Here is a 24,663-nt window from a genome sequence, read left to right on the forward strand (position 1 = left end):
CAGCACAAGGCGAAAATTTACGCACATTCATATTTGGGCCCGGTTCATGAAATGTGCGGAAATATTGCGATCATCATTGCGGCGTGCCTACTATTCACGGAGCAACGACAATGAGGTCCGCGTTGGTTCGGCCGCCGCGCCACGATTGACGAGGGGTAATCGTGACAGCTCGACGGGTGGGGTCCCGCCGCAGCGCGGCGCGCCGAACACCAACGGAACGCGTCGGGTCTCTCAGATCTCGATGACGGTCGGCACGATCATCGGTTGGCGACGATAGGTCTCGCCGACCCATTTGCCCACCGTGCGCCGCACCGCCTGCGCGATGCGGGTCGGGTCGGTGACGTTCTGCGAAGCCAGGTTCTCCAATTCCACCTCGACCTTGCGGGCGGCCGGTTCCAGCGCCTTGGGGTCCTCTGAGAAGCCCTTCGCGTACAGGTGTGCCGGGGCCGCGGCCTTTCCGGTGCCGCGCCGCACCACCACGGTGACCGCGACGAACCCGGACGACAGGATCAGCCGCTCCCCCAGCGTGGCATCCCCGACGTCACCGGTGACCAGCCCGTCGACGAACATCTTGCCGACCGGGACCGCGCCGGCGATGCTGACCCGGCCGCCGACCAGGTCGACGCTGACGCCGTTCTCGGCGAGCACGATGTTCTCCTCGGGCACACCGGTTCTGGCCGCCAGTGCCGCGTTGGCCCGCAGCATCCGCCAGGTCCCGTGCACGGGCATCACATTGCGTGGGCGTACCCCGTTGTAGAGAAAGAGAAGCTCGCCGGCGTATGCGTGGCCCGAAACATGAACACGCGCTTGCTGATTGGTCACGACACGGGCGCCGATCTTGGCCAGCGCGTCGATCACCCCGAACACCGCCTCCTCGTTACCGGGGATCAACGACGACGACAGGATCACGAGATCTCCGGCCGTCAGCGTGATGCTGCGATGCTCGCCGCGCGACATCCGCGACAGCGCGGCCATCGGCTCACCCTGGGTTCCGGTGGTGATCAGCACGACGCGGTCCGCGGGCATCATCTCGGCGGCCGCGATGTCGAGCACGTCCTCGTCGGCGACCTTCAGGTAGCCGAGCTCGCGGGCGATGCCCATGTTGCGCACCATCGACCGGCCGACGAACGCGACCCGCCGCCCCAGCGCGACCGCGGCGTCGATGATGGACTGCACCCGGTCGACGTTCGACGCGAAACACGCGACGATGACGCGGCCCTCGGCCCCGCGGATCAACCGGTGCAGTGCGGGACCGACCTCGCTCTCCGACGGGCCGACACCGGGGATCTCCGAGTTCGTCGAATCGCACAGGAACAGGTCGACGCCGGCGTCGCCGAGCCGGGACATCCCGGGCAGATCGGTCGGTCGGCCGTCGGGTGGGAGCTGGTCGAGCTTGATGTCGCCGGTGTGCAGCACCGTGCCGGCGCCGGTGTGGATACCGATGGCCAGACAGCCCGGGATGGAGTGGTTCACGGCGAAGTACTGACATTCGAAGACACCGTGGGTGCTCTTGGTGCCTTCGGAGACCTCGACGAGCTTCGGGCTCAGCCGGTGCTCCCGGCACTTCTCCGCCACCAGTGCCAGCGTGAACTTCGAGCCGACGATCGGGATGTCCGGCCGCTGCTTGAGCACGAACGGGATCGCGCCGATGTGGTCCTCGTGGGCATGGGTGACCACGATGGCCTCGACGTCGTCGAGTCGGCCCTCGACGTGACGCAGATCGGGCAGGATCAGGTCGACGCCGGGCTCGTCGTGCGTCGGGAACAGCACGCCGCAGTCGACCACCAGCAGCCGACCCAGGTGCTCGAAAACGGTCATGTTGCGGCCGATTTCGCCGATGCCGCCGAGCGCGGTGACCCGCAGGCCGCCCGGGGCCAGCGGTCCCGGCGAAGTGTGTCCCGAATCCACTAGTCGACCACTACCTCAACACCGTGGCGGCGCGCATGTCGGCGGCCAGCTCCTGCATCTGATCCTCGGAGGCGGGGATCTGCGGCAGCCGCGGATCGCCGACCTCGAAACCCTGCAGCCGCAGCCCGGCCTTCGACAGCGTGACGCCGCCCAGCCGTGCCTGCGCGGCAGCCAGCGGGCCGAGCGTGACGTTGATCTTGCGGGCGGTCGCGACGTCGCCGGAAGCGAACGCGCTCAACATGTCTCGCAGCTGACCGGCCGCGAGGTGGCCCCATACGCTGATGAAACCGATCGCGCCCATCGCCAGCCACGGCAGGTTCAGCGCGTCGTCACCCGAGTAGTAGGTCAGGCCGGTCTCGGCGATGATCTGGCCGCCGCCGTGCAGATCGCCCTTGGCGTCCTTGATCGCGACGATGTTCGGGTGCTCGGCCAGCGTCCTGATGGTGTCCCATTCGATCGGGACGACCGAGCGCGGCGGGATGTCGTAGAGGATGTTCGGCAGGTCGGTCGCATCGGCGACGGCGGTGAAGTGCGCGACCAGGCCCGCCTGCGGCGGCCGCGAGTAGTACGGCGTCACCACGAGCAGACCGTGTGCCCCCTCGGCGGCGCAGGCCTTGGCCAGATGGACGCTGTGGGCGGTGTCATAGGTGCCTGCGCCGGCGACGATCCGTGCCCGGTCCCCGACCGTGTCCAGCACGGTGCGCAGCAGCTGGATCTTCTCGTCGTCGGTGGTGGTCGGCGACTCGCCGGTGGTGCCCGACACGACAAGTCCGTCGCAGCCGGCGTCGACGAGGTGGGTGGCCAGCCGGGCCGCGGTTTCGAGGTCCAGTGAGCCGTCGGGCTTGAACGGAGTCGCCATCGCGGTCAACAGGGTGCCCAACCGGGCCGGGGCGTCGAATCCGCTGGTACTCACGGGCACCAAGGTTACCCCGTCGCTGTTTCGCGACACGAATGCCTTTCGGCTACACCTCGGTTGCCAGCGGGCTGGTCGCCACCTCGGTGCCGTCGGCCAGCGCGGTGATCTCGAAGTCGGAGAACACCTGGGGCGCCACCGCGACAAGCTCGCGCAGGCAGGCGATCGCCAGCCTGCGGATCTCGACGTCGGCCTGTTCGCTGGCTCGCATCGCGATGAAGTGCCGCCAGGCGCGGTAGTTGCCGGTGACGACGATGCGCGTCTCGGTCGCGTTGGGCAGCACTGCGCGGGCGGCCTGGCGGGCCTGCTTGTGACGCAGCGTCGACATGCCCTGCTCGGCGAGCTTCGCTTCCAGCCTGTCGAGCAATTCGATGTACGCGGCGCGGCTGGCGTCGGCGGCCGCGGTGAACAGTTCCAGCAGCTCCGGATCGTCCTCGATCCCGGGCGGGGCCACCACCTCCGCGTCGTGCTCGGGCACGTAGCGCTGCGACAGCTGCGAGAACGAGAAATGGCGGTGCCGGACCAGCTCGTGGGTGCAGGACCGGGACAGCCCGGTGATGTAAAAGCTCACCGACGCGTGCTCGAGCACCGAGAAGTGCCCGACGTCGATGATGTGGCGGACGTAGCCGGCGTTGGTGGCGGTCCGCGGGTTGGGCTTGGACCAGCTCTGATAACAGGCGCGGCCGGCGAACTCCACCAGCGCGGCGCCGCCGTCGGCGTCGGTGCTCCACGGCACGTCCGGCGGTGCCGAGAACTCGGTCTTGGCGATCAGCTGCACCCGCAGCGGCGCGATCTCGGCCACCGGCTGAGCCTAGAGGGTGATCAGGCGATCGCGCGGAACCTAGGCCTCGGCGAAGTCGGCTCCGTCGAGATCGCTGTGCACCACACGGTTGCCGCCCGCGCGCTTGGACACATACATCGCGGCGTCAGCGGCCTCGATGAGCCGGTCGATGTAGTCGTTTTCGATGCCGGACCCCCAGTCCATCCGCGCGCTGCACACGCCGATGCTCGCGGTGATGGCGAACGGGCTGTCGTCGATGCCCTGGCGGATCAGCTCCGCGGTCCTGCGCTGCAGCACGGGCAGGTCGACGTCAGCGATGACGAACTCCTCGCCGCCGAGCCGCCCGATCACCGCACTGACTCCGGTGTGCCGGCGCAGGACGTCGGCGACGTCGACCAGCGCGGCGTCACCGATCGCGTGGCCTCGGGTGTCGTTGAGACTCTTGAACTTGTCGAGGTCGATGACCATCACGTTGATCGCGGCGTCGACCGCGTGGGTGTCGGCGAGCAGCTTGTTGACCGCGCTGTAGAACGACCGCCGGTTCGCCAGCCCGGTGAGCGGGTCGCGGTCGGCGGCGCGCAGGTCGGTGTGCAGCGAGTGCAACAGCGAGTGGATACCGAACGGCACGCCGGCGTTGAGCGCGATCACGTTGACCGCGGCGGCGGCCGTCAGCGCCACGTCGCCGGTGTCGGCGATCAGCCGTGCCGCCGTGATCGCCGCGCACGTGACGGCGACCAGGAAGTTGGCGGCGACGTGCCGGACCGAGTGGAAGTACGCGAGGAATCCGCCGATCACCGCGAACAGCGTGCAGCCCATCAGCCCCGAGTACGGGTTCGACAGCGCAAGGCAGCCCGCCGCGATCCCTGCGCAGCACAGCACGTTGTACACCAGCGCCTGCCGTCGGCTGGGCCAGCGGAACAACCAGAACAGTGACGCACCCGCCCCGGCGGCCGCCGATGCGCTCACCGCCGCCCGGCCCAGGGTGGTGTCCGGACCCGACGGGCTGGCCATCATCATCAGCGGCAACATCGCGAGCAGCACCGTGAACACGAAGGTCGCCCACCTCCAGGGGGCCTGGATACCACGCTCCCGAAGGTAGTTACTGAACCAATCGAATTGATCCGTCTGTCGCCACCATTGGCGATCCGACCCAGGCACCCCGTCAGTTTGCCCGTTTTTGACTTCTACGTCATTTCTACCTCGGCGGGGCAACCGGGGTGGCGCTCACGAAGTCGGCGACGACGCGTGCGAGCTCCTCGCCCTTGTCCTCTTGAAGGAAATGCCCGCCCCCGGCGATCGTCACCTCGGGTTGCCCCTGCGCCCCCGGGATGAGCTTGCGCAGCGCTGCGTCCGCACCGCGGGTGATGGGATCGGAATCGGAGAACGCGCACAGAAACGGCTTGTCGAAGCCACGCAGTACGTCCCAGGCCGCCCGGTTGGCGGGCGCGGCGGGATCGTCGGGGCTGGTCGGCACCAGCGTCGGGAACTGTCGCGCCCCGGCCTTGTAGGTGTCGTCCGGGAACGGGGCGTCGTAGGCCGCGATCACCTCGGCGGGCAGCGTCGACACGCACCCGCCGTCGACGATGTGCCCGACGGCGAAGTCCGGGGTCTCCTGGCTGAAACGTTGCCATGCCAGGAACGCCTCGCCCGGATGCTGATCGCCGGTCGGCAGCGTGGTGTTCGCCGCGACCACCCGGGCGAACCGGTCGGGGTGCTCGCCGACCAGGCGCAGCCCGATCAGCCCGCCCCAGTCCTGGCAGACCAGCGTGATGCCGGTCAGCCCGATCGCCTCGACCGCGGCCCAGGTCCAGTCGACGTGCGCCTGGTAGGTGTAGTCCTCGCGGCGGGCGGGTTTGTCGCTGCGGCCGAAGCCGACGAGGTCGATCGCGACCGCCCGCAACCCGGCGTCCGCAAGCACCGGGATCATCTTCCGGTACAGGTAGCTCCACGACGGTTCCCCGTGCAGCAGCAGGACCACCTCACCGTCGGCGGGGCCCTCGTCCAGGTAGTGCATCCGCAGCCCGTCGGCCTCGACGTAGTGCGGGGCGAAGGGAAACCCGGGAAGGTCGGCGAAGCGTTCGTCAGGGGTGCGCAGGACGTCCATGGCTTCAGCTAACCAAGGCGGAGCGCAACTCCGGCATCAAATCGCCACGCTCGCCCGCGACCACGTCGCCGAGGCCGAGCCAGCCGGCCATCGCGCGCAGTTCGGCCGCCAGCGCGCAGGCCACGTGTGCCCGGTCTACACCGTCCTCACCGAACGCGCCGAGGACCTGCAGCGCGCCTGCGGCCCGGTCGGCTTTCAGGTCGACTCGCCCCACCAGATCACCGTCGAGCAGGAACGGCCACACGTAGTAGCCGTACCGCCGCTTGTCCTGGGGCACGTAGATCTCGATCCGATAGTGGTAGCCGCCGAACAACCGTTCGACCCGCGGCCGGAAGAAGACCAACGGATCGAACGGGCAGAGCAACGCGGTTCCGCGGTCACGACGCGGAATGGCTTGGCCCGCACGCAGATAAGCCGGCGCTGACCACCCCTCGACCTCGACCTGCTCGAGGTCGCCGGAGTCGAGAAGATCTGCGATGGCGGGTTTGACCTGCCGTGCGCCGAGCCGGAAGTAGTCGCGCAGATCGGCCTCGGTGGCCACCCCGAGCGCCGTCGCCGCCCTGCGGGTCAACTCACGCACCGCGTAGGGCCCGTCCACCTGGCGCGCCACCACCTCGGCGGGCAGCACCCGCTCGGTCAGGTCGTAGTGCCGGGCGAAACCGACGCGCGTCGCGGTGGTCAGCACGCCCGCCGACCACAGCGCCTCGGCGACCCACTTGGTGTCGCTGCGATCCCACCACGGACCCTTGCGGCCACGTGGCTCGGCTTCGAGGTACTCCTCGATCTGGCCCGCCGTCGACGGACCGAGAGCCGCGACGGCTTCGATCACGGACTCGGCGAGTTTGGCGTTCTTCTTGACGATCTCGCGTCCCCAGCGGCCGTGCTCGTACTCCCGCATCCGCCACCGCATCAACGGCCAGTCGTCGACGGACATCAGGGCGGCCTCGTGCGCCCAGTACTCGACCAGCAGCCGCGGCGCGCGCGCCGAATGGCTCCACGCCGCCCGGTCGAGGATGTCGCGGTCGTAGGGCCCCAGCCGGCTGAACACGGGCGCGTAGTGCGCGCGCACCGAGACCGACACCGAGTCCAGTTGCAGCACCTGCAGCCGGGCGATCAGCCGCTTCAGGTGCGCACGCGTGACCGGCCCCGCAGGTCGGGGCTCGTGGAAGCCCTGGGCCGCGACCGCCACCCGCCGCGCCTGCGCAGCGGAAAGTCTCATCGCCTCAGATAGGTATAGAACCGGTAGCGCAGCCCCGATGAACTGTCGCGCCACTCCCCCGCGGTTCCGGCCCATGCGTCGTCGAGGACGGGCGCGAGCGCGTCGTCGTCCTCTCTGCGCAGGTCGACGTCCACCTCGGTGACCTCACATCGCGTCGCCAACGGTAGCGCCAGCCCGTAGACCTGGGATCCGCCGATCACCCACGCGTCGTCCAGCGGTGCATCCTCCAGCGAGGTGACCACCTCTGCTCCGTCTGCCATGTAGTCAGCTTGGCGGGTGAGTACGACATTTCTGCGGCCCGGCAGCGGCCGGAACCGTGCGGGCAGTGTCTCCCAGGTCAGCCGGCCCATGATCACGGTGTGGCCCATGGTCAGGTCCTTGAAACGGGCCATATCCTCCGGAACGTGCCACGGGATCCCGTTGTCGCGGCCGATCACCCCGGAACTGGACTGCGCCCAGATCAGGTTCAGTTCGCTCACACTGCCACCGGGGCCTTGATGGCCGGGTGCGGGTCATAGTTGTTGATGACGATGTCCTCGTAGGTGTAGTCGAAGATCGAATCTCGCTGCGCCAAAACGAGTTCCGGATATGGACGGGGATCGCGGGACAGCTGCTCGGTGACCTGCTCGACGTGGTTGTCGTAGATGTGGCAGTCCCCGCCGGTCCAGATGAACTCCCCGACCCCCAGGCCGGCCTGCGCGGCCATCATGTGGGTCAGCAGCGCATAGCTGGCGATGTTGAACGGGACCCCGAGGAACAGGTCCGCGCTGCGCTGGTAGAGCTGGCAGCTCAGCCGTCCATCGGCGACATAGAACTGGAAGAACGCGTGGCACGGTGGCAGCGCCATCTGCGGGATCTCGCCGACATTCCAGGCCGAGACGATGTTGCGCCGCGAGTCCGGATCACGTTTGAGCAGCTCCAGCGCGGCACTGATCTGATCGATGTGGTCACCCGACGGGGTCGGCCACGAGCGCCACTGAACCCCGTATACCGGTCCGAGATCGCCTGTCGGAGAAGCCCATTCATCCCAGATGGTGACACCGTGCTCCTGCAGCCAGCGCACATTGGAGTCGCCGCGCAGGAACCACAGCAGCTCGTAGACGATCGACTTGGTGTGCACCTTCTTGGTGGTGATCAGCGGGAAGCCCGCGTTCAGGTCGTAGCGCATCTGGTGCCCGAACAGGCTGCGGGTGCCGGTTCCGGTGCGGTCGGATTTCGGGACGCCGGTGTCGAGCACCAGGCGCAACAGATCCTCGTACGGGGTGGCGATCGGCACGTCGCTCAGCTTACGTGCAGCGCCGCGGAGTAGAACGGAACCCATGCCGACGATCACCGATCACGTCACCACCACCGACGGGACCTGCCCCGTCAGCCTGCACACCCCCGACGACGGGCCGTGGCCCGGCATCGTGATGTATCCCGACGCCGGCGGTGTGCGCCCGACGTTCCGCGCGATGGCCGACCGGCTCGCCGGTGACGGCTATGCGGTGCTGCTGCCCGACGTGTACTACCGCGAGGGCGACTGGCAGCCGTTCACGATGGCGACCGTGTTCGGGGACGCCTCGGAGCGGCAACGGCTCTACGGGATGATCGCGAAGGTCACGCCCGACCGGATGGCGGGCGATGCGACCGCGTTCTTCGACTACCTGGCGTCGCGCCCCGAGGTCACCGGCGACGCGTTCGGGACCACGGGATACTGCATGGGCGGGCGCACGTCGCTGGTGGTGGCCGGCCGGGTGCCCGAGCGCGTCGCGGCGGCGATGTCGTTCCACGGCGGCGGACTGGTCGCCGACGAACCCACGAGCCCGCACCTGCTGGCCGAGCAGATCCGCGCGGCGGTCTACGTCGGCGCGGCCCGCCAGGACAAATCGTTCACCACAGCCGACGGTGAGACGCTCGACAAGGCACTGACCGCGGCCGGCGTCGAGCACACCATCGAGTGGTATCCCGCGCTGCACGGGTTCGCGGTGCCCGACAACGCGCCGTACGACGAGGCCGCGGCCGACCGTCACTGGGCCGCGACAAAGAGTTTCTTCGGCGCCCACCTGCACTGAACCCCGTTGCCGGAACGGACTATTCAGCAGCCCCGGCGCGCCTGGACCGCAGCAACGACGACAGCCCGCGCAGCAGCCCGCGGGCGGCGTAGACGCCGGCGAGGATGGACAGCACGATCAGCACGACGAACATCAGTACCCAGTTGGCGCGTTCGTGTTCGACGTTCCACCACACGATGGTGAACAGCACCGCGCAGATGAAGACCACGATGTCGCGCCAGTTGCCCTGGTAGGAGGCCGCGAGCGCGCGGAGCTCGCGGTTCTTGTCGACGGCGGTGATCAGGTCGTCGATGCGCATATCGATCACCCGCTGCAGTTCGGCGCGACGCTCGACCTGGTCCGGTGGAATCCGCTCGAGCAGGTCCATGTCCTTGGCGATCATGCCTCGAATATCAGGGGCCTTCAGGTTGCCTGCCGCGATGCCGAGCAGCGCGCCACCGGCAATCGGCGCACCGGCGAGGGCGAATTCGGCGATACCCGGCATGTGGATTCTCCGTCCGTTGCTGCTTGGTGAACACGGGCGGGCCTCAGCCTAATGTCGCCAGGTGCCGAATCGGCCTAACCCATCAGTTGCGCCGCGACGGTCGCGCCGAGGTTCCAGCAGGCTTCCAGGTCGTCTTTGGTCGGCTTGCCCGCCACGATGACGGTTTCGGCGGCCCTCTCCCAGCCGAGTCCGCCGGTGATGCCCGCGAGGGCGCGTTCGGCGCCCTCGGTGCCCTCGTTGCCGTGCAGATACATCCCGAACGGGCGACCTTTGGTCGCGTCCAGCAATTGATAGTAGGCGCAGTCGAACGCGTGTTTCATTGCGCCGCTGATGTATCCGAGGTTGGCCGGGGTACCGAGCAGGTATCCGTCGGCGTCGAGCATCTCGGCGGCCGAGACGGTCAGCGCCGGGCGGCGGACGACGTCGACGCCCTCGATCTCCGGGTCCGTCGCCCCGGAGAGCACCGCCTCGAACATCTCGTGGCAGTGCGGCGAGGGCGTGTGATGGACGATCAGCAGCGTCGCGCTCATCGCGCGGCCTCCTCCATCTGGACGGCCTTCTTCATCGTCTCCCTGGCGCGCGACCGGTCACCGGCGTAGTCGTATGCGCGCGCGAGCCGGTACCAGCGCACCCAGTTGTCGGGGTCGTTCTCCAGTTCGGTGCGCACCGTCGCGAACAGTTCGTCGGCGGCGTCGCGCCGGATCCGGCCCGACGCGCGGCGCGGCAGCTCGCTGACGTCGAGTTCCATTCCGGTCTCGCGCGCTTTGCGGGCCAGGCGCTGATGTGCCAGACCGGCTTTCAGCGTCGCGACCAGGACCCACAGCCCGATGAACGGCAGGATCAACACGGCCACGCCGAGCCCGATCGGGGCGGCCTCCCCGGAGGAGATCAGCACGACGGCCGTGCGGCCGAGCAGGACGAAGTACACGACGAGCGCGACGCACATGAAGCCGATCACCAGCTGTGTGCGCAGCGCCCGCCCGTCACCGCTCATGCCAGGTCGAGCAGCGGTTCGATGCCGATCGTCAGGCCCGGGAACTCGCGGATCTTGCGCACGGCGAGCAGGACGCCGGGGACGAAGGACGTGCGGTCGAAGCTGTCGTGGCGGATGGTCAGCGTCTCCCCCGTGGTGCCGAACAGCACTTCCTGGTGGGCGACGAGGCCGGCCAGCCGGACCGAGTGCACGGGAATGCCGTCGACGTCTGCGCCGCGGGCGCCGTCGAGCCCGGTGCTGGTGGCATCGGGATTGGGCGGCATACCTTTTCGCGCCTCGGCGATCAGACGCGCGGTGCGCGCGGCCGTGCCGGACGGGGCGTCGGCCTTGTGCGGGTGATGCAGTTCGATGACCTCGACGGACTCGAAGTACTTGGCGGCCTGCTGCGCGAAATGCATGGACAGCACCGCGCCGATGGCGAAGTTCGGTGCGATCAGCACCGAGACGTCCGGCTTGGCCGCAAGCCATTCCCGGACCTGCTCGAGGCGTTCGTCGGTGAAGCCGGTGGTGCCGACGACGGCGTGAATGCCGTTGTCGATCAGGAACTTCAGGTTGTCCATGACGACGTCCGGGTGGGTGAAGTCGATGACGACCTCGGTGCCGCTGTCGACGAGATCCGACAGCGCGTCACCGGCATCCACCCCGGTGGTGAAGGTGAGGTCCTCGGCGGCTTTGACGCCCGCCACCATCGCCGCGCCCACTTTGCCTTTGGCGCCCAGCACTCCGACTCGCATGGGCTCACCCTAGCGGTCGGGCTGCGGCCTCGGTTTCGCCGGACCAGACCGAACGGCTACCACCACCCCGAACGCCACCTCCTCCACGACGACAACGACGAAGACGATGATGATGACGCCCCGTAGCCGGGTAACCTCTGGCAATGCGCACACACCGGGGGTATTCGATGCTCGCCGCAGCCGTGGGCTGCGCGGTCTTCGGCGGGACGCTGGCGGCGCCCGCGCACGCAGCACCGTCCTACGGAAGCAACGGCGTCTTCGGCGTCACAACGCAGGCGCGCGACGGCTGGGCGACGACGTTCATCCCACCCGGCCGTTACCGGGTCGACCAGTCGCCGAGCATGCAGCCTTACCAGAGCCCGCCCGGAATGTGGTTCCGGTGCAACAACTTCCCCTGCGCCGCAACGTTTCCGGGCAACATCATCGCGACCGGAGCAGCATTGCGCGACGCCCCCACGTTCGTCGACATCCTGCCGACCGACGTCGCGGTGTCACTGCTGAACGTCACCCTGACGCCGGCCTGACCTACAGCGGCGACGCGCCGCGCAGATGCTCGAAGATCAGCGACGTCTGCGTCCCCGCGACGTCGGCGTCGGCGTTCAGGTTCTCCACGACGAATGCCCGCAGGTCGTCGGTGTCGCGCGCCGCGACGTGCAGGATGAAGTCGTCGGCGCCGGCCAGGAAGTACACGTCCATCACCTGCGGCTTGCGCCGGATGGTCTGGATGAAGTTGCGGATCTTGCCCCGCGAGCTGGCCTGAAGGCTGACCGAGATCATCGCCTGCAGGTTCAACCCGATCGCCGCCGGATCGATGTCGGTATAGAAGCCACGGATCACCCCGAGCTCCTGCAGGCGGCGCACCCGGCCGTGACATGTCGACGGCGCGATGCCGACCAGCTCGGCCAACGCGTTGTTGGCGATCCGGGCGTCGGCGTGCAGCGCCGTCAGGATGCGCCGGTCGACGTCATCGATCGGAACCGGCCGAACATCCTTCGGCGCCACCGACCGTACAGGCTCATTACCCGATGATATTTCTGTCACATCCGAATCATATTGAATCTTTGTCGCAAATATTGCGCTGGATTTCTCTTTTCTTCACACTCATAACCAACCGATTCCTAGCTGAGGAGCGATCATGCGTGTCGGCATCCCGACCGAGATCAAGAACAACGAATACCGCGTCGCCGTCACCCCGTCGGGCGTCGCCGAGCTGGTCCACCGCGGCCACGAGGTGCTGGTCCAGGCCGGAGCCGGCGACGGATCGGCGATCTCCGACGCCGACTTCAAGCGCGCCGGCGCGCAGATGATCAGCACCGCCGACGAGGTGTGGGCCGAGGCCGACCTGCTGCTGAAGGTCAAGGAGCCCATCGAGGCCGAATACGCGAAGATGCGCAAGGGCCAGACCCTGTTCACCTATCTCCACCTCGCCGCATCCAAGCCGTGCACCGATGCGCTGATGGCCTCCGGCACCACGTCGATCGCCTACGAGACCGTGCAGACCGCCGACGGCGCGCTGCCCCTCCTGGCCCCGATGAGCGAGGTGGCCGGCCGGCTGTCGGCCCAGGTCGGCGCCTACCACCTGATGCGCAGCCACGGCGGACGCGGCGTGCTGATGGGCGGTGTCCCCGGCGTCGCCCCGGCCGAGGTCGTCGTCATCGGCGGCGGCGTGGCCGGCTACAACGCCGCCCGCATCGCCAAGGGCATGGGTGCCCACGTCAACGTCTTCGACGTCAACATCAACACCCTGCGCAAGATCGACAACGAGTTCAACGGCAGCATCGAGACCCGCTACTCGTCCTCGCTCGACCTGGAGGATGCCGTCAAGGGCGCCGACCTCGTCATCGGAGCGGTGCTCGTGCCCGGCGCGAAGGCCCCCAAACTGGTCACCAATTCGACTGTCGCCGCGATGAAGTCGGGTGCTGTGCTGGTCGACATCGCGATCGACCAGGGCGGCTGCTTCGAGGACTCGCGTCCCACCACGCACGACGATCCGACGTTCGCGGTGCACGACACGGTGTTCTACTGCGTCGCCAACATGCCCGGCGCCGTGCCGCGCACGTCGACCTACGCGCTGACCAACGCGACGCTGCCCTACGTGATCAAGCTCGCGAACCAGGGCTGGCAGGACGCGTGCCGCGCGGACGCGGCTCTGGCGAAGGGTCTGTCGACGCACGACGGTGCGCTGCTCTCCGAGCAGGTGGCCTCCGATCTCGACCTGCCCTACACCGATCCCGCGAGCCTGCTGGCCTGATCGACTACTCAGTCGAAGAGATCGCCGTCGACGTAGAACCACCGCCCGGCGCGCCGCGCGAAGCGTGACCGCTCGTGCAGCGCTCCGGCGCGGTGGTACGCGCGGAACTCGACCTCACCGGTGTCGTCCCCCGGCCCGCCGCCGACCCGGTCGAGGATCTCCAGCCGCGACCAGGTGACCGTCAGGTCCGAGACCTCGTCCGGACGGGTACGGGGGTGCCATGTGCGCCATACATATTCGGAGTCACCAACCACGTACGCGCTGTAGCGCGACCGCATCAGTTCTTCGGCCGTCTCGGCCTGCCGGTCGCCGACGTGCAACGGCCGGCAGCAGGATCCGTACACCTCGCCGCTGCCGCACGGGCACGGTTCGTCAGCGCGCACCGGTGGACGGTCCGTCCAGCTCCGCCAGCACCAGCGCCGCCAGCTCCCCGATCAGCGGCCGCAGGCTCGGCGCGTCGGGATCGTCGGTGATCGACCGGGTCATCACCGCGACCACCAGCCGCTGACCGTCCGGCCCGAACACGACGCCGACGTCGTTGGTGGTGCCGTAGTCGCCGCTGCCGGTCTTGTCGGCGCTCGTGAATCCCTGCGGCAGCCCGGCGCGCATGCTGGAGGTCTGGTTGGCCAGCATCCAGTCGGTGAGTTGCTGTCGCCCCGCGGGCTCCAGCACATCGCCGGTCAGCAGCGCCTGAAACCCCGTCCCCAGCGCCCGCGGCGTGCTCGTGTCACGCGGATCGCCGGGCACCGCCGAGTTCAGCTCGACTTCCCAGCGGTCCAGGCGGGTCTGGTCGTCGCCGATGCCGCGGGCGAACTCGGTGATCGCGGGCGGTCCGCCGAGCACGCCGAGCAACGCGTTGGCCGCGGCGTTGTCGCTCTGCTGCAGCGCGGCCTGACAGAGCTCGGCCAGCGTCATCGCGGTGCCGACCCGCGGTTCGGTGACCGGCGAGTGCGGGCGGATGTCCTCGGCCCGGATCGGCACCGTGTCGCGCAGGTGCAGCGCGCCCTGTTGCACTCGCTGCAACACCGCACCGGCGGCGTAGGCCTTGAAGGTCGAGCACATCGCGAATCGCTCGGTGTCGCCGAACGCGAGGCTCTCTCCGGTATCGAGATTGGCTGCGTACAAACCGATTTGCGCATTGTGCCGCTGGCCCAGCGCAGCGATCCGGTCCTGCGGCGGGGGCAGCGGTTCGGCGGGCTCGGCGAGAACGGTCTGTGTGGAACACGCGGTCAGCGCGAACAGGGACAGCCCGCCGAGAAGTACGTGTCGTCGGGTGAGTTCCGTCATCGCCCGCCAGGCTACCGGTCAGCCCGTGATTTGTTGAAGTGGTCTGGGCAGCGCGCGTTTCGAGCGCACCGGTCCGAGCACCGCGGCCCCGAACGGCCGGGTGAGCAGTTGGCGCGCCACCGCGTTGACCTCGTCGAGGGACACCGCGTCGATGCGCGCCAGCGTCTCGGCGATGGTGTGGTGCTCGCCGAAGTTGAGCTCGCTGCGGCCGATGCGGTTCATCCGCGAGCCCGAATCCTCCAGGCCCAGCACCAGCCCGCCCCGCAGCGACCCCTTCGCGATCCGGCATTCGTCGGCGGTGATGCCGTCGCGGGCGACGGCGTCCAGCACGTCGGTGGTCACACGCACCACCTCGTCGAAACGTTCCGGTAGACACCCTGCGTAGATCGACAGCGCACCGCTGTCGGCGAACGTGTCGACGGTCGAATACACCGAGTAGGCCAGTCCCCTGCTCTCCCGGATCTGTTGGAACAGACGCGAACTCAGGCCTCCGCCGAGCGCGGTGTTCAGCACCGACAGCGCCCACCGATGCTCCCAGTGCCTGCCCGGCGTGCGCACCCCGAGCGACAGGTGGGTCTGCTCGGCGTCGCGCTTGACCAATTCCAGCGTCGGGCGTCCGGTGACGCGGCCGGTGCCCTTACGCGGGGGCACCGGGGCACGGCCACGCACCAGGTGCGGACCGAAGTGTCGCCGCACCAGCCGGACCACCTCGTCGTGCTCGACGTTTCCGGCCACCGCGACGACCATCCGGTCCGGGGTGTAGCGGCGCACGTGGAACGAATGCAGTTGCGAGCGGGTCATCCCCGAGATCGACTCGACGCTGCCGATGACCGGCCTGCCGACGGGGTGGTCGCCGAACATCGCCGACAGGAACACGTCGCCGAGGGTGTCCTCGGGGTCGTCGTCGCGCATCGCGATCTCTTCGAGCACGACGTCGCGCTCGACCTCGACGTCCTCGACCGCGCAGCGTCCGTTGAGCACCACGTCGGACACCAGGTCCACCGCCAGCGCGAGATCCGAGTCGAGAACGTGCGCGTAGTAGCAGGTGTGCTCGCGTGAGGTGAACGCGTTCAGCTCACCGCCGACCGCGTCCACCTCCTGGGCGATCTGCACCGCGGTGCGCGTCGGAGTCGACTTGAACAGCAGGTGTTCGAGGAAATGCGCGGCGCCGGCCACACTGCGGCCCTCGTCGCGCGACCCCACGTTCACCCAGACGCCGACCGACGCCGAATGCACCGACGGGATGTGTTCGGTGACCACACGCAGGCCACCGGGTAACCGGGTGCGGCGCACCGCCAGGGACGTGTCGTTGCCTCGACGTCCCCGGCGGAGCGCCCCAGAATCAGCTGCTGGCGGTCGCGGCATCAACCGGTGCGGACGCGTCGGCGGGAGCCTCGGCAACCTCGTCTTCGGCGACCAGGACCAGCGAGATCTTGCCGCGGTTGTCGATGTCGGCGATCTCCACGCGGATCTTGTCACCGACCTTGACGACGTCCTCGACCTTGTTGACCCGCTTGCCACGGCCCAGCTTCGAGATGTGCACCAGGCCGTCGCGGCCGGGCAGCAGCGACACGAAGGCTCCGAAGTCGGTGGTCTTGACCACCGTGCCGAGGAACCGCTCGCCGACCTTGGGCAGCTGCGGGTTCGCGATCGCGTTGATCTTGTCGATCGCGGCCTGTGCGGCCTCGCCGTTGGAGGCGCCGACGAACACGGTGCCGTCGTCCTCGATCGAGATCGACGCGCCGGTCTCCTCGGTGATCGAGTTGATCATCTTGCCCTTGGGCCCGATGACCTCACCGATCTTGTCGACCGGCACCTTGATCGTGGTGATCCGCGGCGCGTACGGGCTCATCTCGTCGGGCTCGTCGATGGCCTCGGCCATCACCTCGAGGATGGTGATCCGGGCGTCCTTGGCCTGGGCCAGGGCACCGGCCAGCACCTGGGAGGGGATCCCGTCCAGCTTGGTGTCGAGCTGCAGCGCGGTGACGAAGTCCTTGGTGCCTGCGCACTTGAAGTCCATGTCGCCGAACGCGTCCTCGGCACCGAGGATGTCGGTCAGCGTGACGAAGCGCCTTTCGACGCCACCACCCTCAACTTCCACGTCGTCGGACACCAGGCCCATCGCGATACCCGCGACCGGTGCCTTCAGCGGCACACCGGCGTTCAGCAGCGACAGCGTCGAGGCACACACCGAACCCATCGACGTCGAACCGTTGGAGCCCAACGCCTCCGACACCTGCCGGATCGCGTACGGGAACTCCTCGACGCTCGGCAGAACCGGCACCAGCGCGCGCTCGGCGAGCGCACCGTGGCCGATCTCGCGGCGCTTCGGCGAGCCGACCCGGCCGGTCTCACCGGTCGAGTACGGCGGGAAGTTGTAGTGGTGCATGTAGCGCTTGGAGGTCTCCGGGCCCAGCGAGTCGATCTGCTGGGCCATCTTGACCATGTCGAGGGTGGTGATGCCCATGATCTGGGTCTCGCCACGCTCGAACAGCGCGCTGCCATGCGCCCGCGGGACGACCGCGACCTCGGCGGACAGTGCGCGGATGTCGGTGACGCCACGGCCGTCGATGCGGAAGTGGTCGGTCAGGATGCGCTGGCGCACAAGCTTCTTCGTCAGCGAACGGTACGCCGCACCGATTTCCTTCTCACGTCCGGCGTACTGCTCGGCGAGGCGCTCGACGACCTCGGCCTTGATCTCGTTGGTGCGGTCGTCGCGCTCTTCCTTGCCCGCGATGGTCAGCGCCTCGGACAGCGCGTCGGTCGCGACCGACGCGACGGAGTAGTAGACGTCCTCGGCGTATTCCGGGAAGACCGGGTACTCGGCGGTCGCCTTACCCGCGGCGCCCGCCAGCTCGGCCTGTGCGTCGCACAGCGCGGCGATGAACGGCTTGGCGGCCTCCAGGCCCTCGGCCACGACCGTCTCGGTCGGCGCGGTCGCACCGCCGGAGACCAGTTCGATGACGTTCTCGGTGGCCTCGGCCTCGACCATCATGATCGCGACGTCGTTTTCGACCTTGCGGCCCGCGACGACCATGTCGAACACGGCCCGCTCGAGCTGCTCGACGGTCGGGAACGCGACCCACTGGCCGTCGATGAGGGCGACGCGCACGCCGCCGACCGGGCCGTTGAACGGGATGCCCGAGATCTGGGTCGACGCCGACGCGGCGTTGATGGCCAGCACGTCGTACAGATCCTTGGGATCCAGGCTCAGCACGGTCACCACGACCTGGATCTCGTTCCGCAGGCCCGAGATGAAGGTCGGGCGCAGCGGCCGGTCGATCAGGCGGCAGGTCAGGATCGCGTCGGTGGACGGACGACCCTCGCGGCGGAAGAACGAGCCGGGGATGCGCCCGGCGGCGTACATCCGCTCCTCGACGTCGATCGTCAGCGGGAAGAAGTCGAAATGGTCCTTGGGCTGCTTGCTCGCGGTGGTCGCGCTCAGCAGCATGGTGTCGTCGTCGAGGTAGGCGACGACAGCGCCGGCGGCCTGCTTGGCCAGCCGGCCGGTCTCGAAACGGATGGTGCGGGTGCCGAAGCTCCCGTTGTCGATGGTGGCGGTCGCCTCGAACACGCCCTCTTCGATTTCAACTACAGACATAGACGTCCGTACGGCCTCTCTGATCATTCAGCTGTTTCGCGTGGACACGCGCAGGTGAAAGCGGGCCCGGGTAATCCCGTCAGCCCGGCCTTGATGCGTCGACGGCCGTCGATCGAAGCTGTCGGAGATCTCTCCGGCAGCCACTACCGAAGACCGCGCGATCAGGCGGTTCATGTTCGTGTCTACGCGGGAACGGTGCGCGCGGGTCTGCGAGGACCGCACCCGGTGTGTTCGTGCCAAAGGCAGCCGAACGAACCTCATGCTACATCCCGGTACCTGCGAAACCCCTAATCCGGGCCTCTCGGCACAAACGAGTCCGCCCCGCTGCCGTGCGGCAGCGGGGCGGATCGCAGACGACGAGCGCCGTGTCAGCGGCGCAGGCCCAGGCGCTCGATCAGCGAGCGGTAGCGTGCGACGTCGACCTGGGCGACGTACTTGAGCAGCCGGCGACGGCGGCCGACCAGCAGCAGCAGGCCACGACGCGAGTGGTGGTCGTGCTTGTGCTGCTTGAGGTGTTCGGTGAGATCCGTGATCCGCTTGGTCAGCAGGGCGACCTGAGCTTCCGGGGATCCGGTATCGGTGTCGTGCAGGCCGTACTGGCCAAGGATTTCTTTCTTCTGTTCGGCAGTGAGCGCCACGAAACAACTCCATCGATTCGGTCCGCGAACATTGGGGCCCGGTTGAGATCGGACCCCGAAAAAGCGCGGCCACCGCGAACTGCAGCACGCGCCGGGTCGGCAGGGAGTCTAGCAGCGGGCCCCACCCACCGACGAATCGCCGAATGCGCAGCTAGTGGGCCGACAGGATGGTGCGGGCGCGGTCGGTGTCGGCGCCCATCGCGACGATCAGATCGTCGACCGAGTCGAACTTCTCCTGGCCGCGTAACCGGGCGACGAAATCGACGGCGACGTGCTGGCCGTACAGATCGGCCTCGGTGTCGAGCACGAACGCCTCGACCGTGCGGGTGCGCCCCGAGAACGTCGGGTTGGTGCCGACGGACACGGCGGCCTGGTATCTCTCCCCCGGCATGACGGTGCCGACGACGGGTCCGTGCCCGAGGACGGTGAACCATGCGGCGTAGACGCCGTCGGCCGGGATCGCCGAGTACATCGGCGGTGCGACGTTGGCCGTCGGGAACCCCAGCACCCGGCCTCGGCCGTCGCCCCGGACCACCACACCCTCGACGCGGTGCGGGCGGCCCAGCGCCTCGGCGGCGGCGACCATGTCGCCGGCGTCGACGCAGGAGCGGATGTAGGTCGACGAGAACGTCACCGTCTCGTCCTGGTGATGTTCGGCGACCAGGGAGAGCGAGTCGACGGCGAAGCCGAACCGGTCGCCGGCCTTGCGCAGCAGGTCGACGTTGCCTGCGGCCTTCTTGCCGAACGTGAAGTTGTCCCCGACGACGACCTCGACGACGTGCAGTCGTTCGACGAGCAGTTCGTGGATGTAGCGCTCCGGGGTGAGCTTCATGAAGTCGGCGGTGAACGGCACCACCAGGAAGACGTCGATGCCGAGTTCCTCGACCAGTTCGGCGCGCCGCGTCAGGGTGGTCAGCTGCGCCGGGTGACTCCCCGGGAACACGACCTCCATCGGGTGCGGGTCGAACGTCATCAGCACCGTCGGCACCCCGCGGGAGCGACCGGCCTTCACGGCGCGGTTGATCAGCTCCTGGTGGCCGCGGTGCACCCCGTCGAAAACCCCGATGGTGACGACACATCGACCCCAGTCTGTGGGGATGTCGTCCTGCCCCCGCCAGCGCTGCACACCCGCTAGCCTACGACCCGCGCCCGGCTCTGGTCTAAACACCGGGCGAGCGACACCACCGGATCAGGTGATGATTGCCTAAACTCAATGATCGTGAGTCCTGACGCCGCCCACCCCACCGATCTGTCGACGGTCGCCCAGGACTATCTGAAGGTCATCTGGACTGCCCAGGAGTGGTCCCACGAGAAGGTCAGCACCAAGCTGCTCGCCGACCGGATCGGCGTCTCGGCCAGCACCGCGTCGGAGTCGATCCGCAAGCTCGCCGACCAGGGCCTGGTGGACCACGAGAAGTACGGTGCGGTGACGCTGACCGACGCCGGCCGTCGCGCCGCGCTGGCGATGGTGCGCAGGCACCGGCTGATGGAGACATTCCTCGTCAATGAACTCGGCTACGGCTGGGACGAGGTGCACGACGAGGCCGAGATCCTCGAGCACGCCGTCTCGGACCGGATGCTCGACCGCATCGACGCCAAGCTCGGCTATCCGACCCGCGATCCGCACGGCGATCCGATCCCCGCGCCCGACGGCCGGGTCCCGACTCCCCCGGCGCGCCAGCTCTCGGCGTGCCAGGACGGCGAGTCCGGCACCGTCGCCCGGATCTCCGACGCCGACCCCGAGATGCTGCGCTACTTCGACACCGTTGGCATCAGCCTGGATTCCCGGCTGCGGGTGGTGGCCCGGCGCGACTTCGCCGGCATGATCTCGGTGGCGATCGAGGATCCGGCGACAACCGGGGCCGAGACGACCGTCGATTTGGGAAGCCCGGCCGCACAAGCGATCTGGGTCGTAGCGTAAGGAGTCGCGTGGCCAAGCTGGAGTTGTCCCGATCGTTGAAGATGCCCGCCGAGGATGCCTGGGCGCACGCATCGGACCTGTCCTCGCTGGGCGACTGGATGCCGATGCACCAGGGCTGGCGCTCCGATGTCCCCGACGAGATCACCGTCGGGGCGACGATCGTCGGCGTGGCCGGCGCCAAGGGCATGCGCAACCGGGTGACGTGGACGGTCAAGGAGTTCACCCCGCCGTCGTCGCTCGCGGTGCACGGTGAGGGCGTCGGCGGCACCCGCTACAAGTTGACGATGAAGGTCGACTCGACCGGTGACGGCTGCACCTTCACGGTGCGGATGGACCTCGGCGGCGCGCCGCTGTTCGGACCCATCGGCGCGGCAGCCGCCCGCGCGGTCAAAGGTGACATCGACAGGGCCATCGAGGAATTCGAGCGGCTCTACGCCTGACCGACTGCGCCGAGTGCACGCTTTCTGCCGTGATTCGGCCGAAAACCCATCAACAACCGTGCATTCGGCGACTCACAGCGTCGCCGGGCGGATCACCACCACCGACTTGGTGCGCGCGCCGGCGTCCTGCAGCAGCGCCATGACGCGTCCGTCGGGAGCCGTCGCGGCGTAGATACCGTCGAGGCCCGCGGCGGCGAGCGGCCTGCCGTGCGCGGCGTCGACCGCCTCCTCCTCGGACAGGTCACGCCGCGGGAAGCCCTGCAGGCATGCCTCGTCGAGCGAGTAGCTGAGCTCGGCGTGGTCGGCGAGCTGCTCCAGCGTGCGGGCCTGATCGAGCCCGAACCCGCCGACGCGGGTGCGCCGCAACGCGGTCAGATGACCACCGACCCCGAGCGCGGCGCCGACGTCACGCGCCAGCGCGCGGATGTAGGTACCGCTGGAGCAGTCGACCACGACGTCCACGTCGACGAACTCGCCGTCCCGGCGGACGTCCAGCACGTCGAACCGGTCGATACGCACCGCGCGCGCCGGCAGCGTGACCTCCTCGCCGTCGCGCACCATCTGGTAGGCGCGCTTGCCCGCCACCTTGATCGCACTGACCGCCGACGGCACCTGCCGGATGTCGCCGCGCAGCGGCGCGATCGCGGCCTCGATCTCCGAATCGTCAATGTGCGCAGCCGAAACCTGATGCAGCACTTCGCCTTCGGCGTCCTCGGTGGAGGTGGTCTGCCCCAGCCGGATCGTCGCGTCGTACGACTTGTCGGTCGCGGTCAGCAGGCCGAGGATCTTGGTGGCCCGCTCGATGCCGACGACCAGCACGCCGGTGGCCATCGGATCCAGCGTTCCGGCATGGCCGACCTTGCGGGTGCCGAACAGGCGCCGGCAGCGGCCGACGACGTCGTGGCTGGTCATTCCGCCGGGTTTGTCGACCACGACCAGACCGGGGGTTGGATTGCTCCTCACGTGCGCGGGAGCAGGTGCGCTCACAGCACGATCGCGGTCAGCGCGATGCCGTTGCGCACCGACCACCGCCCGGCCAGGGACTCCAGCGGCGGGCCGAACTCCGCGGCGGGGTCGATCAGGATCCGCGACGTGAACGTCCCCGCCTGCCCGGATTCGTCGACGGCGAACGTGATGTGGGCGTCCTCGAAGCCCAGCCACCGGTGCGTCAGCGGATACCACGCCTTGTAGGTGGCCTCCTTGGCGCAGAACAGCACCCGGTCCCAGTGCACACCGCCGGGCATCCCGCCGAGCTCATGACGTTCCACCGGCAGGCTGATCGCGTCGAGCACACCGTTGGGGAGCACGTCGTGCGGTTCGGCGTCGATACCGAGCGAGCGCACCTGTTCCCGGCGCCCGACCGCCGCGCCGCGGAACCCGTCGCAGTGCGTCAGGCTGCCGACGACACCGTCGGGCCAGCACGGTTCGCCCTTCTCCCCCTTCAGGATCGGCACCGGCTCCATGCCGAGGTCGACGAGCGCCTGCCGCGCGCAGTAGCGCACGGTGACGAACTCGTTGCGCCGTTTGGCCACCGAGCGCGAGATCAGCGGCTCCTCCTCCGGCAGCGGTGCGAGTTCGGTGGGGTCGGTGTACAACTCGGCGGCCGCCAGCGCGTCGATCTCGCCCGGCAGCACACCGGCGAGCAGGGGTGCAGCGATCACGCGCGGTCCTTGATGCGCTGCTGGATCCGCGCGGCGTTGTCGCGCATCTCCTGGGTGATCTGGAAGTGCCCGCCGAACTCGTTGAGGTAGCCGGGCGCGTACTTGGGGTCCGGCAGGATCTGCCGCAACCAGCGGTAGGGCCTGCGCCGGCGCCACTCTCGCGGATACCCGACCGACACCTCTTCGAAGCGCACGCCGTCGTACCAGGTGGTGCGCGGAATGTGCAGATGCCCGTACACCGAGCAGATCGCGTTGTACCGGGTGTGCCAGTCGGCGGTGGCGGTGGTGCCGCACCACAGCGCGAACTCCGGGTAGTACATCGCGTCACACGGTTCGCGCACCATCGGGAAATGGTTGACCTGGACGGTCGGCATCATCCAGTCCAGATCCTCGAGGCGCTTGCGGGTGTAGTTGACCCGGTCGCGGCACCATGCGTCACGCGTGGCGTAGGGCTCCGACGACAACAGGTATTCGTCGGTGCCGACGATGTTGCGCTCCTTGGCGATCGCCAGTCCCTCGGCCTTCGTGCCCGCGCCCTGCGGCAGGAACGAATAGTCGTAGAGCAGGAACATCGGCACGATCGTCGCGGGGCCACCCTCCTCGGTCCACACCGGATAGGGATGTTCGGGGGTGATGACACCCATCTCGTCACACATGTTGACCAGGTAGTCGTAACGCGATTTCCCGTAGATCTGCATCGGGTCGCGCTGAGTGGTCCACAGCTCATGGTTGCCGGGGATCCAGATCACCTTGGCGAAACGCTTGCGCAGCAGGTCCAGTGCCCACCGGATCTCGTCGGTGCGCTCGGCGACGTCGCCGGCGACGATCAGCCAGTCGTCGGGCGAGGCCGGGTACAGCGACTCCGTGACCGGCTTGTTGCCGGTGTGTCCGGTGTGAAGGTCACTGACCGCCCACAAGGTGGGGCGTCGTTCGTCAGTGCTCACAACCCGTCAGCCTACTGGTGGACCGGCGCGGGGCACCGTCCGGCAACTAGAACAGGTTCTAAGTTCCTGTCCGCGCGCTGAGTGCCGCCCGTTACACTCCCGGGACGAGCCCGATCACGAACCGATGACTCTGGAGGTGTCATGGTCGCCAAGCTGCGACTGTTCTCGGCGCTGTGCGCGCTGGTCGCAGCGGTGGTCGTGGTCTGGCAGGTGGAACCCGCGGCGACCGCCGGGCCCGACCGGGTCGACCTGCGGTCGACGCATGCGCCGCTGCCACTGCAGACGACGACGATCAAATGGCCGGTGCTCGATCTGACCGACCCCGATCCGTTCGACCCGTGCCGTGACATCCCGCTCGACGTGATCGAGCGCCTCGGGCTGGCGTTCACCCCGCCGGCGCACGAGGACAGCCTGCGCTGCAAGTACGACGCCGGGAACTACCAGATGGCGGTCGAGGCCTTCGTGTGGCGCACCTACGAGGAGACGCTGCCGCCCGACGCCGTCGAACTCGACATCAACGGCCACCGGGCCGCCCAGTTCTGGATCATGAAGCCGACGGACTGGAACAACCGCTGGTGGATCACCTGCATGGTCGCGTTCAAGACCAGCTACGGGGTGATCCAGCAGTCCCTGTTCTATTCGCCGGTCTACTCCGAGCCCGACCCCGACTGCATGCAGACCAATCTGCAGCGCGCCCACGAGCTCAGCCCGTATTACGTCTACTGACAC

At 68.4% G+C, this 24,663-nt stretch carries 28 protein-coding genes; 6 read left to right on the top strand and 22 right to left on the bottom strand.

Annotated elements, in window-relative coordinates; genetic code table 11:
• Positions 1–231: 231 nt before the first annotated feature.
• From NTM_RS24095 to NTM_RS24130, 8 genes are all read right to left on the bottom strand, one after another.
• Complete coding sequence (locus tag NTM_RS24095; protein WP_163768531.1) at positions 232–1,908, bottom strand: ribonuclease J; 1,677 nt, start codon at positions 1,906–1,908, stop codon at positions 232–234.
• Between the two features lie 10 nt (positions 1,909–1,918).
• Positions 1,919–2,827, bottom strand: coding sequence for a 4-hydroxy-tetrahydrodipicolinate synthase (gene dapA / locus NTM_RS24100; protein ID WP_179963987.1), 909 nt, complete (start codon positions 2,825–2,827; stop codon positions 1,919–1,921).
• Between the two features lie 43 nt (positions 2,828–2,870).
• Positions 2,871–3,623 carry an FAD-dependent thymidylate synthase gene (gene thyX / locus NTM_RS24105; RefSeq protein ID WP_163768534.1) on the bottom strand — a complete coding sequence of 251 codons (753 nt, stop codon included), beginning with the start codon at positions 3,621–3,623 and terminating at the stop codon, positions 2,871–2,873.
• 39 nt (positions 3,624–3,662) lie between these two features.
• Positions 3,663–4,652, bottom strand: a complete 990-nt coding sequence (locus NTM_RS24110) for a GGDEF domain-containing protein (RefSeq protein ID WP_232079825.1) — start codon at positions 4,650–4,652, stop codon at positions 3,663–3,665.
• 145 nt (positions 4,653–4,797) lie between these two features.
• Entirely contained in the window at positions 4,798–5,706 is a 909-nt protein-coding gene (locus NTM_RS24115) for a haloalkane dehalogenase (RefSeq protein ID WP_163768542.1), read from the bottom strand.
• Positions 5,707–5,710: 4 nt separating this feature from the next.
• Entirely contained in the window at positions 5,711–6,925 is a 1,215-nt protein-coding gene (locus tag NTM_RS24120; RefSeq protein ID WP_163768545.1) for a winged helix-turn-helix domain-containing protein, read from the bottom strand.
• Positions 6,922–7,404: a dihydrofolate reductase gene (locus tag NTM_RS24125; protein ID WP_163768548.1), complete on the bottom strand. Its 483-nt coding sequence runs from the start codon at positions 7,402–7,404 to the stop codon at positions 6,922–6,924. Before NTM_RS24125 ends, NTM_RS24120 begins: the two co-directional genes overlap by 4 nt.
• Positions 7,401–8,201, bottom strand: coding sequence for a thymidylate synthase (locus NTM_RS24130; RefSeq protein WP_104861570.1), 801 nt, complete (start codon positions 8,199–8,201; stop codon positions 7,401–7,403). Before NTM_RS24130 ends, NTM_RS24125 begins: the two co-directional genes overlap by 4 nt.
• 43 nt (positions 8,202–8,244) lie before the next feature.
• Between NTM_RS24130 and NTM_RS24135 the strand changes: the two genes are divergently transcribed.
• Positions 8,245–8,979: a dienelactone hydrolase family protein gene (locus NTM_RS24135; protein WP_104861361.1), complete on the top strand. Its 735-nt coding sequence runs from the start codon at positions 8,245–8,247 to the stop codon at positions 8,977–8,979.
• A gap of 19 nt (positions 8,980–8,998) precedes the next feature.
• Here the strand turns inward: NTM_RS24135 and NTM_RS24140 are convergent, their stop codons facing one another.
• The 4 genes from NTM_RS24140 to dapB form a co-directional block, all read right to left on the bottom strand.
• Positions 8,999–9,463, bottom strand: coding sequence for a hypothetical protein (locus NTM_RS24140; protein WP_104861360.1), 465 nt, complete (start codon positions 9,461–9,463; stop codon positions 8,999–9,001).
• 74 nt (positions 9,464–9,537) lie between these two features.
• Positions 9,538–9,993: a flavodoxin family protein gene (locus NTM_RS24145; protein WP_163768550.1), complete on the bottom strand. Its 456-nt coding sequence runs from the start codon at positions 9,991–9,993 to the stop codon at positions 9,538–9,540.
• A complete protein-coding gene (locus NTM_RS24150; protein WP_163768553.1) occupies positions 9,990–10,457 on the bottom strand; it encodes a tetratricopeptide repeat protein in 468 nt (155 codons plus the stop codon). The genes NTM_RS24145 and NTM_RS24150 overlap by 4 nt, the downstream gene beginning before the upstream one ends.
• Positions 10,454–11,191, bottom strand: a complete 738-nt coding sequence (gene dapB, locus NTM_RS24155) for a 4-hydroxy-tetrahydrodipicolinate reductase (protein WP_104861357.1) — start codon at positions 11,189–11,191, stop codon at positions 10,454–10,456. Before dapB ends, NTM_RS24150 begins: the two co-directional genes overlap by 4 nt.
• Before the next feature lie 167 nt (positions 11,192–11,358).
• Between dapB and NTM_RS24160 the strand changes: the two genes are divergently transcribed.
• The gene (locus NTM_RS24160; protein WP_163769607.1) at positions 11,359–11,715 is read left to right on the top strand and encodes a hypothetical protein; all 357 of its coding nucleotides are present in this window, start codon (positions 11,359–11,361) and stop codon (positions 11,713–11,715) included.
• A 1-nt stretch (position 11,716) separates the two neighbouring features.
• Here the strand turns inward: NTM_RS24160 and aldR are convergent, their stop codons facing one another.
• Positions 11,717–12,193, bottom strand: a complete 477-nt coding sequence (aldR, locus tag NTM_RS24165; RefSeq protein WP_435405108.1) for an HTH-type transcriptional regulator AldR — start codon at positions 12,191–12,193, stop codon at positions 11,717–11,719.
• A gap of 133 nt (positions 12,194–12,326) precedes the next feature.
• On the opposite strand from aldR, the gene ald reads away from it, so the two are divergent.
• Positions 12,327–13,442, top strand: a complete 1,116-nt coding sequence (gene ald, locus NTM_RS24170; RefSeq protein ID WP_163768558.1) for an alanine dehydrogenase — start codon at positions 12,327–12,329, stop codon at positions 13,440–13,442.
• Positions 13,443–13,450: 8 nt separating this feature from the next.
• On the opposite strand, the gene NTM_RS24175 is transcribed toward ald, so the two are convergent.
• From NTM_RS24175 to NTM_RS24200, 6 genes are all read right to left on the bottom strand, one after another.
• Entirely contained in the window at positions 13,451–13,825 is a 375-nt protein-coding gene (locus NTM_RS24175) for a YchJ family protein (protein ID WP_163768560.1), read from the bottom strand.
• Positions 13,815–14,729, bottom strand: coding sequence for a class A beta-lactamase (gene bla / locus NTM_RS24180; protein ID WP_163768563.1), 915 nt, complete (start codon positions 14,727–14,729; stop codon positions 13,815–13,817). Before bla ends, NTM_RS24175 begins: the two co-directional genes overlap by 11 nt.
• Before the next feature lie 18 nt (positions 14,730–14,747).
• A complete protein-coding gene (locus NTM_RS24185; RefSeq protein WP_104861352.1) occupies positions 14,748–16,094 on the bottom strand; it encodes a M16 family metallopeptidase in 1,347 nt (448 codons plus the stop codon).
• Complete coding sequence (locus tag NTM_RS24190) at positions 16,072–18,330, bottom strand: polyribonucleotide nucleotidyltransferase (RefSeq protein ID WP_104861351.1); 2,259 nt, start codon at positions 18,328–18,330, stop codon at positions 16,072–16,074. The genes NTM_RS24185 and NTM_RS24190 overlap by 23 nt, the downstream gene beginning before the upstream one ends.
• Before the next feature lie 368 nt (positions 18,331–18,698).
• On the bottom strand, positions 18,699–18,968 hold the full coding sequence (gene rpsO, locus NTM_RS24195) for a 30S ribosomal protein S15 (RefSeq protein ID WP_083145738.1): 270 nt from the start codon (positions 18,966–18,968) through the stop codon (positions 18,699–18,701).
• Positions 18,969–19,119: 151 nt separating this feature from the next.
• Positions 19,120–20,094, bottom strand: a complete 975-nt coding sequence (locus NTM_RS24200; protein ID WP_163768566.1) for a bifunctional riboflavin kinase/FAD synthetase — start codon at positions 20,092–20,094, stop codon at positions 19,120–19,122.
• An 87-nt stretch (positions 20,095–20,181) separates the two neighbouring features.
• On the opposite strand from NTM_RS24200, the gene mntR reads away from it, so the two are divergent.
• Together mntR and NTM_RS24210 are read left to right on the top strand one after the other, a co-directional pair.
• Positions 20,182–20,889 carry a manganese-binding transcriptional regulator MntR gene (gene mntR / locus NTM_RS24205; RefSeq protein ID WP_163768568.1) on the top strand — a complete coding sequence of 236 codons (708 nt, stop codon included), beginning with the start codon at positions 20,182–20,184 and terminating at the stop codon, positions 20,887–20,889.
• 8 nt (positions 20,890–20,897) lie between these two features.
• Positions 20,898–21,329 (top strand): type II toxin-antitoxin system Rv0910 family toxin, encoded by a 432-nt coding sequence (locus tag NTM_RS24210; RefSeq protein WP_163768571.1) that lies wholly within the window; start codon positions 20,898–20,900, stop codon positions 21,327–21,329.
• Positions 21,330–21,401: 72 nt separating this feature from the next.
• Here NTM_RS24210 and truB read toward each other — a convergent pair whose 3' ends face one another.
• The 3 genes from truB to pptH are packed head-to-tail and all read right to left on the bottom strand — an operon-like array spanning position 21,402 to position 23,934.
• Positions 21,402–22,292 (bottom strand): tRNA pseudouridine(55) synthase TruB, encoded by an 891-nt coding sequence (gene truB / locus NTM_RS24215; RefSeq protein WP_272955241.1) that lies wholly within the window; start codon positions 22,290–22,292, stop codon positions 21,402–21,404.
• Positions 22,293–22,312: 20 nt separating this feature from the next.
• Entirely contained in the window at positions 22,313–22,990 is a 678-nt protein-coding gene (pptT, locus tag NTM_RS24220; RefSeq protein ID WP_104861347.1) for a 4'-phosphopantetheinyl transferase PptT, read from the bottom strand.
• Positions 22,987–23,934 (bottom strand): ACP phosphodiesterase PptH, encoded by a 948-nt coding sequence (gene pptH / locus NTM_RS24225; protein WP_083145733.1) that lies wholly within the window; start codon positions 23,932–23,934, stop codon positions 22,987–22,989. Before pptH ends, pptT begins: the two co-directional genes overlap by 4 nt.
• 141 nt (positions 23,935–24,075) lie before the next feature.
• On the opposite strand from pptH, the gene NTM_RS24230 reads away from it, so the two are divergent.
• Positions 24,076–24,660, top strand: coding sequence for a DUF3558 domain-containing protein (locus NTM_RS24230; protein WP_104861346.1), 585 nt, complete (start codon positions 24,076–24,078; stop codon positions 24,658–24,660).
• Positions 24,661–24,663: the final 3 nt, after the last annotated feature.

This window comes from Mycolicibacterium parafortuitum (assembly GCF_010725485.1).
Lineage (GTDB): Bacteria > Actinomycetota > Actinomycetes > Mycobacteriales > Mycobacteriaceae > Mycobacterium.